Origin of the sequence: Streptomyces sp. NPDC025273 (assembly GCF_040638585.1) — a bacterium.
In the GTDB taxonomy this organism is placed as follows: domain Bacteria; phylum Actinomycetota; class Actinomycetes; order Streptomycetales; family Streptomycetaceae; genus Streptomyces; species Streptomyces cinereorectus.
In genome coordinates this window covers 395,341-411,483 of sequence record NZ_JBEZYP010000001.1, presented here as the reverse complement: position 1 = coordinate 411,483, position 16,143 = coordinate 395,341, and the positions used below count along the sequence as shown (strand labels likewise).

9 protein-coding genes are annotated in these 16,143 nt (G+C 74.3%); all 9 read left to right on the top strand.

The window, feature by feature from the left end; all coding sequences use genetic code 11:
* The first annotated feature begins 45 nt into the window (after positions 1 to 45).
* The 9 genes from AB0F38_RS01725 to AB0F38_RS01685 all read left to right on the top strand — a co-directional run bounded on the left by AB0F38_RS01725 (position 46) and on the right by AB0F38_RS01685 (position 16,134).
* Positions 46 to 1,383 (top strand): hypothetical protein, encoded by a 1,338-nt coding sequence (locus tag AB0F38_RS01725; RefSeq protein ID WP_361885085.1) that lies wholly within the window; start codon positions 46 to 48, stop codon positions 1,381 to 1,383.
* Positions 1,380 to 4,148, top strand: a complete 2,769-nt coding sequence (locus tag AB0F38_RS01720; RefSeq protein ID WP_361885083.1) for a tetratricopeptide repeat protein — start codon at positions 1,380 to 1,382, stop codon at positions 4,146 to 4,148. The genes AB0F38_RS01725 and AB0F38_RS01720 overlap by 4 nt, the downstream gene beginning before the upstream one ends.
* Before the next feature lie 2 nt (positions 4,149 to 4,150).
* Positions 4,151 to 5,536 (top strand): protein phosphatase 2C domain-containing protein, encoded by a 1,386-nt coding sequence (locus tag AB0F38_RS01715; protein WP_361885081.1) that lies wholly within the window; start codon positions 4,151 to 4,153, stop codon positions 5,534 to 5,536.
* Positions 5,537 to 5,660: 124 nt separating this feature from the next.
* Positions 5,661 to 7,025 (top strand): VWA domain-containing protein, encoded by a 1,365-nt coding sequence (locus AB0F38_RS01710; RefSeq protein WP_361885079.1) that lies wholly within the window; start codon positions 5,661 to 5,663, stop codon positions 7,023 to 7,025.
* Between the two features lie 126 nt (positions 7,026 to 7,151).
* Positions 7,152 to 8,435 (top strand): FHA domain-containing protein, encoded by a 1,284-nt coding sequence (locus AB0F38_RS01705; protein WP_361885077.1) that lies wholly within the window; start codon positions 7,152 to 7,154, stop codon positions 8,433 to 8,435.
* 74 nt (positions 8,436 to 8,509) lie between these two features.
* Positions 8,510 to 8,914 carry a globin gene (locus tag AB0F38_RS01700; protein WP_361885075.1) on the top strand — a complete coding sequence of 135 codons (405 nt, stop codon included), beginning with the start codon at positions 8,510 to 8,512 and terminating at the stop codon, positions 8,912 to 8,914.
* A gap of 164 nt (positions 8,915 to 9,078) precedes the next feature.
* The gene (locus tag AB0F38_RS01695) at positions 9,079 to 12,402 is read left to right on the top strand and encodes an ABC transporter permease (protein WP_361885073.1); all 3,324 of its coding nucleotides are present in this window, start codon (positions 9,079 to 9,081) and stop codon (positions 12,400 to 12,402) included.
* A gap of 1 nt (position 12,403) precedes the next feature.
* Positions 12,404 to 15,169 carry an FtsX-like permease family protein gene (locus AB0F38_RS01690; RefSeq protein ID WP_361885071.1) on the top strand — a complete coding sequence of 922 codons (2,766 nt, stop codon included), beginning with the start codon at positions 12,404 to 12,406 and terminating at the stop codon, positions 15,167 to 15,169.
* Positions 15,166 to 16,134: an ABC transporter ATP-binding protein gene (locus tag AB0F38_RS01685; protein ID WP_361885069.1), complete on the top strand. Its 969-nt coding sequence runs from the start codon at positions 15,166 to 15,168 to the stop codon at positions 16,132 to 16,134. Before AB0F38_RS01690 ends, AB0F38_RS01685 begins: the two co-directional genes overlap by 4 nt.
* The last annotated feature ends 9 nt before the right edge of the window (positions 16,135 to 16,143 follow it).

Sequence of the window (16,143 nt, the reverse complement as noted above, 5' to 3'; positions counted from 1 at the left end):
CCTGTCCGGACCTTCGGGTCCGGCGGAACGAGCGGAGAGGTGTCGATGGGCGTGGCGGGATCCTTCCCCGGCTTCACGGGGAGGCCCCCCGGCCCGGTCATGGGCCGGGACGAGGCGGACCGTACGCTGGCCCGGCTCGGTGCGGAGCACGAGGCCATCGAGACCTCGCTCCTCGCCCTGGAGGAGCATGCCGGCCACCGGCTCCTGCGGGGCGCCGACCTGACCGGTGTCACCAAGGAACGCTGGGCCTCCGCCCAGCAGTCGATCACGCTGCTCTGGAGGTACTTCGACGCCTACACCGGGGCGCTGGCCTCGGCCCGTGAGATCCGGGCCAGGCGCCGCTACCCAGGCAGGAGCGACCTGGTGGCCCTGACCGAGCTGCTGCGCGGCGACGGTGTGACCGTGGCGAACCAGGGGGCGGCCGGCCCGGGTGCCTCGCTCACCGGTCCGGCCCGGCTCTCCGAGCGGTTCACGCTGGAGGAGCTGGTCGCCCGGATGAACGACCTGTACGCCCACGCGCTGGACATGGTCCTCGCGTCGGACTCCGTATGGTCGGCGTTGCCCGCCCGGATAGACCTGCTGGCCGCCGAGCTGCACCGCACCTGCTCGCTGGCGCACTCCGTCGGTGTGCGGCCCGGGGAGCACCCGGCCGGCGACGACCTGGAGTCGATCGCCCAGGAGCTGACCGCGCTGCGGGCGCAGGTGATCTCCGATCCGCTGGCGTTCTGGTTGCCGGGGCCCGGCAGTGCCGCGCCAGGCGGCGGGCGGCCCGACACCACGCGCTACGACCGGGCGGCCCGCGCCCTGGAGGAGGTGCGCCGGGAGATCGAGGCGGTGCTGGCGGTCCGGCAGGACGCCGAGCAGCGCCTGGTCCGGCTGCGTGACGTGCTGTCGCGCGCGAACCGTACGCTCGCCGAGGCACGGCTGGCGCGCGGCGAGGTGCTGGCGAAGATCGCCGCCTCCGAGGTCCCCGCGGTCAGCGGACCGCCGACCGCGTTGCAGGAGCGGCTTGCCGCGGCGTCGGCGTACCGCAGGCACGCCCGGTGGAACCGGCTGTCACCGCTGCTGGACTCGCTGGAGCGGGAGGCCGAGGAGGAGCTGCTGCGCGCCCGGGAGGCTCTGACGTCCGTCACCGCGCCGCTCGCGGTCCGTGCGGAGCTGCGCGGCAGGCTCGACGCGTACAGGGCGAAGGTGGCCCGGCACGGTCTGGCGGAGGACCCGCTGCTGATCGAACGGTACGACACGGCCCGCCGGATGCTGTGGAGCGCGCCGTGCGATCTGCGCGTCGCGGGACAGGCGGTGCTGCGCTACCAGCAGGCCGCCGCGGACCTGCTGGCACCGCGCGGCCGGGGCGGGTACGGCGAACAGGGGGAGACATCGTGAGCAGGCAGTGCCAGCGCCCGGCGTGCGAGGGAAGTTACGAGGACATGGGCGGCGGTGAGCTGTACTGCGACACGTGCGGTCTCGCACCGGTCGTGTCCTCGACGGGCATGCTGAGCTCGCCGCCCACCGGGATCGCGGCCGGCGGCGGGACGGGCGGGCGGGGCAGCGACAGCACCTCGCGGAGGACGGGTTCGCGGGCCTCGTCGAGGTCCTCGTCCCGTTCGTCGACGTCCAGGCGTTCGGTCTCCGGGCGGCTCTCCCGCTCGCTGTCGGACTCCTCCGCCTCCCGTTCGGTGTCGGTGGTCTCCGCGGGCAGCTCGACGAGCTCCTCGTCCGGGCGGGGCCGGCTGGGCGCGGGCCTGGTGCTCGTCCCCGACGTGCCGCGGCCCGATCCGCAGACCGCGGTGATGGAGAACCCCGAGGTTCCCGAGCGGAAGCGATTCTGCTCGCGCTCCGACTGCGGTGCCCCGGTGGGCCGGGCACGCGGCGAACGACCGGGCCGCACCGAGGGGTTCTGCACCAAGTGCGGTCACCCCTACTCCTTCGTGCCCAAGCTGCGCGGGGGTGACATCGTGCACGGGCAGTACGAGGTGGCGGGCTGCCTGGCGCACGGCGGTCTCGGCTGGGTCTACCTCGCGGTGGACCGTGCGGTCTCCGACCGCTGGGTGGTCCTGAAGGGCCTGCTGGACACCGGGGACCAGGACGCCATGGCGGCGGCCATCTCCGAGCGTCGCTTCCTCGCCGAGATCGAGCACTCCAACATCGTCCGCATCTACAACTTCGTGGAGCACCTGGACCAGCGGACCGGGTCGCTCGACGGCTACATCGTGATGGAGTACGTCGGCGGCAAGGCGCTCAAGGAGATCGCCAACGAGCGCCGTACCCCGGCCGGCAGGCGGGACCCGCTGCCGGTCGAGCAGGCGTGCGCGTACGGGATCGAGGCGCTGGAGGCGATCGGTCACCTGCACAGTCGCAATCTGCTGTACTGCGACTTCAAGGTCGACAACGCGATCCAGACCGAGGACCAGCTCAAGCTGATCGACATGGGCGCGGTGCGCAGGATGGACGACACCGAGTCGGCCATCTACGGCACGGTCGGCTACCAGGCGCCGGAGGTGGCCGATGCCGGGCCGTCCGTCGCCTCCGACCTGTACACCGTCGCGCGGACGCTCGCGGTGCTCACCTTCGACTTCCAGGGGTACACGAACGTCTTCGTGGACTCGCTGCCGGACCCGGACGACATCGACGTCTTCCGGAGGTACGAGTCGTTCTACCGGCTGCTGGTGAGGGCCACGGACCCGGATCCGGCACGGCGGTTCGCCTCGGCCGCGGAGATGGCCGAGCAGCTGACGGGTGTGCTGCGGGAGGTGGTGGCGCTGCAGACGGGGCGCCCGCGCCCGGCGCTCTCGACCCTGTTCGGCACGGAACCGCGGGTGACGGACACGGTGCTGTTCGCGGAGCCGGCCGGCGAGGTGTCGCGGCTCGGCGCCCGCAGGGCTCCGGCGGGGCGCTTCGGAAGCCGGAGGAAGGGGGCGGTGCCGGTGGCTCAGGGCCCGGCAGCCCTGGTTCCGCCGTCCGCCGCCTCCGCGCCGCATGCCGCCGCCTCCCCCATCCCCGCGTACGGCGCTCCGGGCGCGGGCGCCGGTCCGCTGAGCGCCCCGGACACCCACGTCCGGGGCGGCGCCGGCAACCGTACGTCGGGCCGCCCTGCCGCCGGCGCACCGGGGCACGCATCGCACCAGGCGGCCGTTCCGGCCCCGCGTCCGGCGGTCCCCGGCCCGCTCCCGGCCGTTCACCCGGGCCACGTCCCCCGGCTGGTGGCCTTCGACGCACGGGCGGCCTCGCTGGCGCTTCCGGTCCCCCGGGTCGACGCCGACGACCCGAACGCCGGCTTCCTGGCCGGGGTGATGACGTCGGCACCCGCCGAGCTGGTCGCCGCGCTGCAGACCGTGTCCGCGCCCTCGCTGGAGACCTGGCTGCGCGAGCTGCGGGCCCGGCTCGACATGGGCGAACTCGATGCCGGGGTGGCAGCGCTGACAACGGTGGAGACGCAGCACCCGGAGGACTGGCGGGTCGTCTGGTACCGCGGGGTCACCTCCCTGGTCACGGGTGACAAGGAGAACGCGGCGCTGTCCTTCGACGCGGTGTACGACGCCTTCCCCGGCGAGCCCGCGCCCAAGCTGGCGCTGGGCATCTGCGCGGAGGTGCTGGGCCAGCTGGACAACGCCGCCGAGTACTACCGGCTGGTGTGGGCCACGGACCCGGGCTTCGTCAGCGCCGCGTTCGGCCTGGCGCGGGTGCAGATCGCCACCGGCGACCGGATCGGTGCGGTGCGGACGCTGGAGTCCGTACCGGAGTCGTCGATCCACTACACGGCGGCCCGGGTGGCCGCGGTGCGGGCACGGCTGCGCGAGCGCGCCCCGCACGAGCCGCTGATCGACGATCTGACCGCCGCGGCGGACCAGGTGACGGCACTGCGGGACTACGGTCTGGACGCGGTGCGCCGGGAGCGGTTGTCGACCGAGGTGCTGGGTAAGGCACTCGACTGGGTACTCTCCGGTGGTCCGACAGCTCGGCCGCCGGGTCAGGCCTCCCCCGCAGCCGCGGGACCGGCGGCGCTGCTCGGCAGTGAGCTGGACGAACAGGGCCTCCGGTTCGGTCTCGAACGCTCGTACCGGATGCTCGCCCGGCTCGCGCAGCGGGGCGACGAGAGGATCGAACTGGTGGAGCGGGCCAACCGTTTCCGCCCCCGGACCTGGGTGTGAAGATGTCACAGATCCATGAGCAGACCTCTTTGCCGGGATGCCCCGGCTGCGAGGAACCCCTGGAGTCGGGCGACCTGTTCTGCGGCGCGTGCGGGTACGACCTGTCGGCCGTGCCCGCGCCCCCCGGTGACCGTCCGACGGTCGCCCTCACGGTCCCGGCACGGAGCGCGGCCGGACAGGCGCCGGCCCCCGGTCCGGTGGAGTGGCCACCCGCGTCCGAGGCCGACAGCTCCGATCTCCCCGCGCCCACGCACCGTCCCACCGATCTGCCGGGCGTGGACTCGGGCGGCAAGCCCCTGCGGGCGGCCGCCCCTGCCGCTCCGGCCGCGGCCGCCCCTTCAGCGGCTCCTGCGGGGGTCCGCTTCGACGAGCCGGACGGCCCGGCGGGTGCCTCGGGCGACTTCGAGCTGGCAGCGCCCGATCCGCGCACCGCGGAGCAAACCGCGGCCACGGGCGGCAAGATCTGTGTGGCCTGCCGCTCCGGCCGCGTGGACACCGACGGGTACTGCGAGAACTGCGGCCACGCCCAGCCCCGCGAGCGCGACCACATGGAGCAGGAGCTCGGCTCCGTGGCGGCGGTCAGCGACCGGGGTCTGCGCCACCACCGCAACGAGGACGCCTTCGCGGTGTCCTCGACGGCCCTGCCGGACGGCTCACCGGCCGTCGTCGCGATCGTGTGCGACGGCGTCTCGTCCGCGAGCCGTCCCGACGAGGCGTCGGCCGCCGCGGCGACCGCGGCCAACGAGGCGTTGCTGGAGTCGCTGCCGCGCGGCACGCATCCGCAGCAGGCGATGCACGAGGCGATCCTCGCCGCCTCCGAGGCCGTCAACTCCCTGGCGCAGGAGCCGGGTGAGGCGAGGGAGCACGATCCGCACCGCCACCGGAACGCCCCGGCCTGCACCCTGGTCGGTGCGATCACGGCGGGCGAACTGCTGATCGTCGGCTGGGTCGGCGACAGCCGTGTCTACTGGGTGCCCGAGGACCGCACCAGCCCGCCCGTCCGGCTCACGGAGGACGACTCCTGGGCGGAGCAGATGGTGGCGACGGGCCTGATGAACGAGGCGGAGGCGTACGCCGACGAGCGCGCCCACGCCATCACGGGCTGGCTCGGAGCCGACGCGTACGACCTCGAACCGCACACCGCGTCCTTCAAGCCGGACCGGCCGGGGCTGGTCGTGGTGTGCACGGACGGCCTGTGGAACTACGCGGAGGCGGCGGTGGACATGGCCGCCGCGGTGCCGCTCGACGCCTACGAGCGGCCGCTGCACGGAGCCCAGGTGCTGGTCGGCCACGCGCTCGACGGCGGGGGCCACGACAACGTAACAGTGGCTCTGCTGCCGTTCGCCGTGCCGCCCCGAGGGGCAGGATCGGCCTGCGGCCCCGCCTGAGCCGCGTCCTGTCCGCCTCTTCCTCCCTCCTCTTCCTCTTGCTCTTGCTCTTGCTGTTCCTACTCGCCCCTGTCCGCATACCTGTCTTCACCTGACACACGTGGAGCATCGAGGAGCCGATCAGATGGCCAACTTCGCCAAGTCGAACGTGCCGCAGTTCTCCGTCGAGGTGTACCAGAACGCCTATCTGCCCGAGGGCGGCCGCGAGGTCAACGCGATCGTCACCGTCACCTCGACGGGCGGGGGGACCACAGGTGGTGTGCGGCCGGCCGGCGCCTCCCCGACGCCGGCGCGGACATCGGGACGGACGGCACCGCACGCGGCTGTGGTGCTCATGGTCGACTGCTCCGGCTCGATGGACTACCCGCCGACGAAGATGCGCAACGCGCGCGACGCCACGGCGGCGGCCATCGACACCCTGCGCGACGGCACGCGGTTCGCGGTGGTGGCGGGGACGCACATGGCCGAGGACGTGTACCCGGGCAACGGGCGCCTCGCGACCGCCGACGCGCAGACCAAGGCCCAGGCGAAGGGCGCTCTGCGCCGGCTGAGCGCGGGCGGCGGTACGGCGATCGGTACCTGGCTGCGGCTGGCCGACCGGCTGCTCGCGGCGGCCGATGTGGACATCCGGCACGGCATCCTCCTCACCGACGGGCGTAACGAGCACGAGGCCCCGGAGGACCTGCGGGCCGCTCTGGAGTCCTGTGCGGGCCGTTTCACCTGCGACGCCCGTGGGGTCGGCACCGACTGGGAGGTGAAGGAGGTCACAGCCGTCGCCTCCGCCCTGCTCGGCACGGCCGACATCGTCGCCGATCCGGCGGGCCTCGCCGCGGACTTCACGCGGATGATGGAGGGCGCGATGGGCAAGGAGGTCGCGGATGTGGCCCTGCGGCTCTGGACGCCCGTCGGGGTCGAGATCGTGTTCGTGAAGCAGGTCGCACCCGCGGTCACCGATCTGACCGGCCGCCGCACCGAGGCGGGGCCCCGCGCCGGTGACTACCCGACGGGCTCCTGGGGCGACGAGTCCCGGGACTACCACGTGTGCGTACGGGTCCCGGAGGCCGGGATCGGCCAGGAGATGCTGGCGGCCCGCGTTTCACTGATCCTGCCCGCCACCTCGGGCGACCCCGCCCCGCAGACCCTCTCCCAGGGCCTCGTACGGGCGGTGTGGACGGACGACATGGTGGCGTCCACGTCGATCAACCCGCAGGTTGCCCACTACACGGGCCAGGCAGAATTGGCACACGTCATCCAACAAGGCCTGGACGCACGCAAATCGGGAGACTTCGACGGCGCGACCGCGAAGCTGGGCCGCGCGGTGCAGCTCGCCTCGGCCTCCGGAAACGCGGATACCGCGAAACTCCTTTCGAAGGTGGTCGACGTCGTCGACGCGGCGACCGGTACTGTGCGACTGAAAGCGAGGGTGGCGGAAGCGGACGAGATGACACTCGAAACGCGCTCGACCAAGACCGTTCGCGTCAAGAAATAGCGGCACGGACGACAGCCGCGCACAGGACAGCGACACAGCCGTACGAGGGGCCACCCGGTCTGCCGCGCGGCACGCCTACGAGCATGACGGCCTGCGGGCCGGATGAGGAGAGGGGGAAGCGCCGACATGCCGACCTGCCCGAACGGACACCAGTCGGGTTCCGAGGACTGGTGCGAGGTCTGCGGACATCGCATGGCCGGGGCGGGTGCGCCCGCGGGCGCGGTCCCGCCGCCGCCTCCTCCGCCACCCGCGCCCGGTTACGGCTATCCGCAGGGCTCCGGCGAGCCGGCCGCCCAGGCCGAGCTCTGCCCGCAGTGCCGCACCCCGCGTGAGGCGATGGCACCCTTCTGCGAGGAGTGCCGCTGGAACTTCCTCACGAACACGGCGACCTCGTACACCCCGCTGGCACCGCAGGGCGGCGTCGGCGGCCCGGTGCCCGGCCTGAATCTGCCGCCCGGCTTCCAGGCGCAGCAGGGCCCGCCGTCGCCCTCGCAGCAGCGGGACCCCTTGGAGTACCAGGGCTCGCGGCCCTCGCAGATGAACCGGCCGGCGGAGCCGCTCGCGCCGGAGCAGGCGGAGCGGCCGGGTCCGCCGCCGTCGTTCCAGCAGGGGCCGCCGCCCCCGCCCGCCTTCGAGCAGCAGTCGTCGTCCCCCTTCGAGCGCCAGGGACAGCCAGGTCAGCCTTCGCCGTTCGAGCCGCAGAGGCCCGGGCAGCAGCAGGGGCCGGGGCACCAGGGTCCTGGGCAGCAGGGCCCGCCCTCGCCGTTCGAGCCGCAGCGGCAGGGCCCGCCGCCCCCGCCGTCGTTCCAGCAGCAGTCCGCGCCGCCGCAGGCACCGCGGACCGGCGGGGACGACGACTGGATGCTGCCGCCGCCGTCGCAGCAGCAGCCTCCGCAGTCCTTCCAGCAGGGACCGCAGACGCCCCAGGCGCCTCAGCCTCCGCAGCAGCAGTTCCCCGGCCAGGCACCCAACCAGGCACCCGGCCAGGGCCGGGACCGGTCGCCCGGCGGCTGGTCGGCCGTCATCGCCCCGGACCGCGCGTACTTCCTGGCGATGATGCAGCGCAGCGGTCCGGAGGCGACCGGGCTCAACCTGCCCGCGTACTCCCCGGAGCAGCACCTCCCGCTCACCGGCAACCAGATCACCATCGGCCGCCGCCGGCACAGCACCGGCGAGTCCCCCGACATCGATCTGGCCGTGCCGCCGGAGGATCCGGGCGTCTCGCACCAGCACGCCGTGCTGGTGCGGCAGCCGGACGGCACCTGGGCGGTCGTCGACCAGAACTCCACCAACGGCACCACGCTCAACGGCGCCGAGGACCCGATCCAGCCCTATGTCCCCGTCCCGCTCCAGGACGGCGACCAGGTGCACGTCGGGGCCTGGACGACGATCACGGTCCGCCGCGACTGACGCCGTACGCCCGCGCCGGGTACCGGAGTCCTAGGTCTTCGGTACTCGGCCGGTGCGTCTGCGACGATGGACGGGTGACAGAGATTCCGCGCGACACGCTTCAGGAGCAGACCTTCTACGAGCAGGTCGGCGGCGAGGAGACCTTCCGGCGCCTGGTCCACCGCTTCTACCAGGGAGTGGCGGACGACCCGCTGCTGCGGCCGATGTACCCGGAGGAGGATCTGGGTCCGGCCGAGGAGCGCTTCGCGCTGTTCCTGATGCAGTACTGGGGCGGCCCGCGCACCTACAGCGACCGCCGGGGCCATCCCCGGCTGCGGATGCGCCACGCCCCGTTCCAGGTGGACCGCGCGGCGCACGACGCCTGGCTCGCCCACATGCGGGTGGCCCTCGACGAGCTCGGACTGTCGGCCGCGCACGAGCGGCAGCTGTGGGACTACCTCACGTACGCCGCCGCCTCCATGATCAACACTGAGGACTGACCCCGCCCCACCCCGCCCCGCGTGCGGAATCCGGTACTCCGCCGCCGGATATCGGTCACGATCCCGTCAAGCGCGCCCTCAAGGCGTTTCCAGGAGCACGTGCACTCTGAAAGCATCGTGGAAACGTCGGGGGGCGTGCGGCTGCTGAGGGTTCGGGGGATCAGGTGACGGGGTTCGTCCTTCTGCGGGTGCGTGCGCACCGGCTGCTTCTCGCGGCCGCCCTCCTGGCCGTGCTGCTCACCACCTGTGTCCTGGCCGCGCTGACCGCCTTCGCCGGTTCGATCGGGGACGCCGCCCTGCGGCACACGCTGACCCACCGCGCCGCCGGCGCGGCCGCCCTCCTCGTGTCGGCCGAGGTGGAGCGCGACCGGCGCGAGGAGGCCGACGCAGCGGTCCGCCGGGAGGCGCGCGACACGTTCGACGGACTGCCGGTGACCGTACGGAAGCTGGAGACCTCCGGACCGTACGCCCTGCCCCGCGGCCTCCAGGCTCCGGCCGGCCGGCGCGGCGAGCCCGATCTCACGCATCTCGCCTCGCTCGACCGCGGCCTCGTCCGCCTGACCGAGGGGCGCATGCCCCTCGCCGGGGCCGGTGAGGCGGCCGAGCCGGTGCAGGTGGCGCTCCCCCGCGCCGCCGCCGAGGCCCTGAAGGTGGAGCCGGGCACACGGCTCACCCTGGTCGACCGGCTGGGCGGAGCACCGCTCGCGATCGAGATCACCGGTCTGTACGAGGCGTCCGACCAGGCCGACCCGTACTGGCAGTTGGACGCGCTCGGCGGGCGCGGGGTCCGCAAGGTGGTCTTCACGACGTACGGTCCGCTGCTCGCCGACCCGGCGGTGCTGGCTTCCGGCCGGCTCAGTGCCGGCGGAGTGTCATGGCTGGCGGGCGCCGACTTCCGTACGGTGACCACCGGCCGGACCGGGGATCTGCACCGCGCCTCGACGGACGGGCCGAAGGCGCTGTCGGCGGCCCCGGTGTTCGACGGCGAGGTCACGGTGCGGACCTCGCTGCCCACCGTCCTCGAGCAGATCGACCGGTCGCTGCTGGTGTCCCGCTCGACGATCATGATCGTCGCCGTCCAGCTGGTCCTGCTGGCGGGTTACGCCCTGTTGCTCGTGGCCCGGCTGCTGAGCGGCGAGCGGGCCGGCGAGACCGGACTGCTGCGGGCCCGGGGCGGTTCGCGGGGCCGTCTCGCCTCGCTGGCCGCGACCGAGGCGCTGCTGCTCGCGGTGCCCGCCGCCCTCGTCGCCCCGCTGCTCGCCGGACCGTTGACCCGGCTGCTCGCGGACCGGAGCGGGCTCACCCGGATCGGGCTGGAGCTCGGCGGTGGTCTGAACGGCTCGGTGTGGCTGGTGGCCACCGCCGTCGCGCTGGCGTGTGCGCTCGCCGTGGTGGCGCCCGCCCTGGCCGCGAGTACGGGCGGGCGGCGGGGCTCCCGCACCGCCGCGCTGCCCACCCCGGTGCGCGCGGGCGCCGACCTCGGGCTGCTGCTGATCGCCGGGGTGGCCTACTGGCAGCTGGACCGCCGGACCGGGTCCTCGGGCAGCGGCGCGCTCAGTGGTGACCGGGAGGGCGAACTCGGCATCGATCCGCTGCTGGTCGCCGCCCCCGCCCTGGCCCTGCTCGCGGGTACGGTGCTGACGTTGCGCCTGCTGCCCCCGGCGGCCCGGCTCGCGGAGCGCCGTGCGGCGGGCGGCCGGGGGCTGTCCGCGGCTCTGGCCGGCTGGCAGTTCAGCCGTCGCCCGCTGCGCGGTGCGGGTCCGGTGCTGCTGCTGGTGCTGGCCGTGGCGACGGGCATGCTGGCCATCGGCCAGGCCGCTTCCTGGGACCGCTCGCAGAGCGACCAGGCCGACTTCAGGTCCGGCGCTTCGGTACGGGTCGTGGCCGGCCTCGGCAACGACCCGTCGAAGGCCGCGCCCTACACGGATCTGCCCGGCGTGCGTGAGGCGGCTCCGGCGTTCCGCACGACGGCCGACCTGTCCGGCGGGCGGACGGCCGAGGTGCTGGCGCTGGACACCGCGCACGCCGGCGAGCGGATGCTGATGCGCGAGGACCTCGCGGGCTCGGCACCGCACGAGCTGTTCGACGCGATCGCCCCGCCGAAGGCCGCGCGTACCGGGGTGCTGCTGCCGGAGAACAGCACCCGGGCGCTGTTCGATCTGCGGATCCTCGACTCCGCGGCACCGAGGGGCAGGAAGCCTGCCGGTGCGGCTCCGCTGGTCAGCGTGCTGCTGGAGGACCGTTACGGCATCGGCTACCGGATCGGTGCCGGGGCCGTTCCCGTCGACGGGCGTGCACACACCGTCTCCGTCCCCGTGTCCCCGTCGGGTGGGCTGGCCGTGACCGGCTTCGAGGTGGACGGCGACGTGCCCGCGGGCCGCTCCGAGAAGCGGCTGGTCTCGGTGACGGGCCTGAGGGCGCGGACCACGGGGGGCGGCGAACGGCCGGTCCAGGTCGCGGACACGGTGCGCTGGCGGGCCGCGACGACCGTGACCGAGGCCGGGGAGGAGCGGCCGGGCGAGACGCCGCGGACGGTGAGCGGCTCCGGTGCGGAACCCTCCTTCCGGTACGGCACCGGGGCCGTCCTGACGCCGGAGCCGTTCTTCGGCGGCGGCCCGGTCGGCACGCTCCGGATCACCGCGGTCCGTGCGGCGGCGCCCGCGCTCAAGGCGGTGGCGACCGACGCGTATCTGAGGTATTCGGGAGCGAAGCCCGGCCAGGAGATCGACCTCACCCTGTCCGGCCACACGGTCCGGGTGACCCTGGTGAGGTCGGTACGGCAGCTGCCCACCACCGGCGCCGCCGGCTCCTTGGCGGCCGTGGGCGGGACGGAGTCGTCGGCGAAGCCGGGCGGGAGCCTGCTCCTTGATCTCAAGGCGGTCTCCGAGGTGCTCGCCCACCGCTCCGGAGCCACCCTGGCACCCACCGAGTGGTGGCTGAGCACGGCGCCGGGTGAGGGCCCCGACGTGGCGGCGGCGCTGCGCGAGCTGCCGGGTACGGACCCGGCCCAGGTGCTGGTGCGCGACGAGACGGCCCGGGAGCTGGCGGACGACCCGCTGGGGGCGGGGCCGCAGTCCGCGCTGCTGGCGGTCGCCGCGGTGGCCGCCGCACTGGCCGCGGTCGGTCACGCGGTCGGTCTCGTGGGCTCGCAGCGCGAACGGTCCGCCGAGTTCGCCGTGTTGCGGGCTCTGGGCACGCCCCGCCGCAGGCTGGCCCGGATGGTCGCCGCGGAGCAGGGGATCCTGATCGTCCTCGCGGTGCTGATCGGGCTCGCTCTGGGGGCCGTGCTGACCAGGGCCGTCGTGCCGCTCGTGGTGCTGACGGGGCAGGCCGCCAGGCCGGTGCCGGACGTCCTGGTGCTGTTGCCCGCCGGGCAGGTCTCCGTGCTGCTGGCCTCCGTCGCGGCGCTGCCGCTGCTGATCGTGGCCGCCCTCACGCTGAGGCGGGCCGACCCCGCCGTTTCGCTGCGCCACCAGGGGGACCACTGACATGACCGCCGCCAAGATTCCGGCCGCCTGCGCCCCCTGGGTCCGCACGCGGCTGCGTACCGCCCCCGGGATCAGCGCCGCCCTCGCGGTCCTGGTGTTCCTGACGGCGTTCCTCGCCGCCGCGTTCCCGCGCTCCGTGGACGCGTACGAGACGAAGGCGCTGCGCCACGACATCGCGACCGCGTCGCCGGGGCTGAGCGTGCTCGAAGTGACCACGCCCCCGCCCTCGCTGGCGGCTCCGCGCCCGGTGCGTGAGCAGGTCATGCGTGAGGAGGCGCTGGCGGAAGTGGACCGGGCGCTGGTGAAGGATCTTCCCGGACCCCTGCGGGCCGATCTGCCGCTCTCCTCCTACGGGGTGCACACGTCGAAGCCGATCGTCGCGCGGGAGGCCTGGCTGCCGCGTCCTAACGCGATGCCCCCTCAGCTGCACTACGCCGTCCCGTCGGAGCTCGGCGAGCACAGCAGGCTGGCGGCGGGCCGCTGGCCCGCCTCGCGCGGCGAGGTGACCGCCGACACCCGTGAGGTGGAGGCGGCCGTCACGCAGGAGACCGCCGCCGAGCTGAAGATGAGGCCGGGCTCCACGATCGCGGTGCCCACACAGAGCGGGAAGCCGCTGACCGTACGCATCACGGGGCTCGTGACCCCGCTGCACCCGAAGAGCGGCTACTGGGCGGTCGACCCCCTCTACCGCGCCCCGTCCCTGGTCGCGGCCCCGGGTTCCCCCACGCCGGTCTTCTACTGGCAGGCGACGCTGCTCCTGGCGCCCGACACCGGACCGGCGCTGCTGGGCACCACGGGTGAGCCGGAACTCTACTGGCGCATCGCCCCGGACCACTCCGGCCTCACAGCGGCCGACGCCCCCCGCCTGCGGGACGCCGTCGCCTCGCTGGAGAACGGCCCCGGGCTGCTGAAGCTGCGCGCACTGGCCGGGCCCAACACGACACTCACGACGGACCTGGACGCCATTCTCGACGCCTATGCGGCGATGGGCAGGGCGATCGGTCCCGTCGTCACGGTCGCCGCCGTGGGGATCGGCGCGGTGGCCGCCGTGGTCCTGCTGATGACGGGCGGTCTGATCGGCGCCCGCCGCCACCACGAGCTCGCCCTGCTGCGCTCCCGGGGCGGCTCGCTGCCGGGCATCGCCGGACGGCTGCTGGCCGAGACGGCGGTGGCCGTCCTGCCCGCGGCGGCGCTCGGGCTGCTGCTGGCCGTCCTCCTCATCGGCGAGGCCCGGTGGTGGCCCGCCCTCACCGGGGCCGCCTCGGTCGCGGCCCTGGTCTGTGTGGCGTTGCCGCTGCGTACGACGCTGCACCACCGCAGGCCGCTGCTGCACGGCGCCCGCGAGGACGTCGTGCACGCCAGGCCCTCCCGGCGGCGTACGGTCGCCGAGCTGACCCTGCTCGTGCTGGCGACCGGCGCGGTCGCCGCGCTGCGCCGGCGCGGTACGGCGACGGGACCGGACCTGCTGGTCAGCTCCGCCCCCGTCCTGGTGGGGCTGATCGCGGCCCTCGTCCTCGTACGGCTCTATCCGCTGCCGCTCCGGCTGGCGGCCCGTCCCGTCGCGCGACTGCGCGGGGCGGTCGGTTTCCTGGCCCTGGCCCGGGCGGGCCGGGCCGCCACGAGCGGCACCCTGCCGCTGCTCGCCCTGCTGATCGCACTGACCACGGCGGCCTTCGGCGGTTCGGTGCTGGCCGGGGTCGGCGACGCGCGCGACGACGCGGCGCTGCGGACGGTCGGCGCCGACGCCCGGATCAGCGGCGAGAACCTCGGGCCGGCGGGGATCCCGGACGGCCTGGCCCGCACGGTGCGGGCGATGGACGGCGTCGGGAGCGTGACGGCCGTGCGCATCGAGTACAGCGTTCCGCTGGCCGCCGCCCTGGACGTCAGGGGGGACACCGGGCGGGCGACCCTGCTGGGCGTGGAGCCCGGGTCGTACGCGCGGCTGGCCAGGGAGACGGGTCTGCCCGCGCTGCCCGTCGAGCTGCTGAAGGCGGGCGAGGGGCCGGGCGAGGCGCTGCCGGCGATCGCTTCCCCCGAGGTGGCGAAGCTGCTCGGCGACCAGCCGCACACCATCCAGTCGGAGGGCGGGGACATCACGGTGCGGGTCGCCGCCGTCCGCTCACGCACGTCCGCGGTGACGGATTCCGGCTTCCTGATCGTGGACTCCGCGGGGCTCGTCACACGGCGGCCCACGACCCTGATGGTCACGGGCACCGCACCGGACGCCGCGAAGCTGCGGGCCGCCGCGCACGACGCGGGCCGGTTCACCGTCCGGCTGCGGTCACAGGTGCGCGAGGCGTTCGTCGACACCCCGATGCAGTCGGGCGCCGAGCGGATCTACGGGGCGGCTGTCGCGGCGGGCGCCGGATACGCGCTGCTCGCCGTGCTGCTGTCCCTGCTGCAGAGCGCACCGGAGCGCAGGGCGCTGCTGGCCCGGCTGCGCACCATGGGGCTCACCACCCGGCAGGGCCGGCGGCTGCTCGCGTTCGAGGCCATGCCGCAGGCGCTGCTGGCCGCGTTCGGCGGGCTCCTCGTCGGCTGGGCGACCATCGCCCTGCTGGCCCCCGGCATCGACCTGGCCGCGCTGGCGCTGGCGGGCGGGGAGCCGGGATCACCGGACACCGCTTCCCTGCGGGCAGACCTCCGGTCGCTGGCGCTTCCGGCGCTGGGGGTCGTGGTCCTCGCCGGAGCCGTGGCGGGCGTCCAGGCCTGGTGGGCGAGCCGTCGTGGATCGATCAAGGAACTCAGGGCAGGAGACACCCGATGACGTCGTCGACAGAGACCACCCTGGCGGAGCTCGAACAGCGGGCCGCCACCCGCCGCGACCGGCCGTCGTACGGACATGACGCGCTGATCGCCTGCGACCGGCTGGTGCGGGTCTTCTCCGCGGACGGGGTGGAGGTACAGGCCCTGCAGGGGCTCGATCTGCTCGTCACCGAGGGCGAGTTGATGGCGCTGGTCGGCGCCTCGGGCAGTGGGAAGTCCACCCTGATGAACATCCTGGCGGGCCTCGACGTGCCCACGGCGGGCTCGGCGAAGGTGGCCGGCCGCGACCTGCTGGCGATGGGGCCGAAGGAACGCCTGCGCTATCGCCGGGACGTGGTGGGCTTCGTGTGGCAGCAGACCTCCCGGAACCTGCTGTCGTATCTGACCGCCGTACAGAACATCACGCTCCCGATGCAGCTGCGCGGCGGTGGCCGTAATCGTGAGCGGGCCTCGCGTGCGGAGTCGTTGCTGCGGATGCTGGAGGTCGCGGACTGCCGTGACCGCCGCCCGGCGCAGATGTCCGGCGGCCAGCAGCAGCGGGTGGCGATCGCGGTGGCCCTGGCCAACAACCCGTCGGTGCTGCTGGCCGACGAGCCGACCGGTGAGCTGGACTCGGCCACCGGCGAGCAGGTGTTCGCCGCGTTCCGCCGTGCCAACGAGGAGCTCGGCACGACGATCGTGATCGTCACCCATGACCAGGCGGTGGCGAGCGAGGTACGCCGCACGGTGGCGATCCGCGACGGCCGTACGTCCTCCGAGGTGCTGCGGCGCACGGAGGTCGACGCTGCGACGGGGCAGGAGTCCCAGGTGGCGCGGGAGTACGCGATGCTCGACCGGGCGGGCCGGCTGCAGCTGCCCGCCGACTACACCGGGGCGCTGGGCATGGAGCACCGGGTGATGCTGGAGCTGGAGCAGGACCACATCGGGGTGTGGCCGGACGAGCCGAAGGCCACCCCGGCGGAGTAGGGCGGGGGG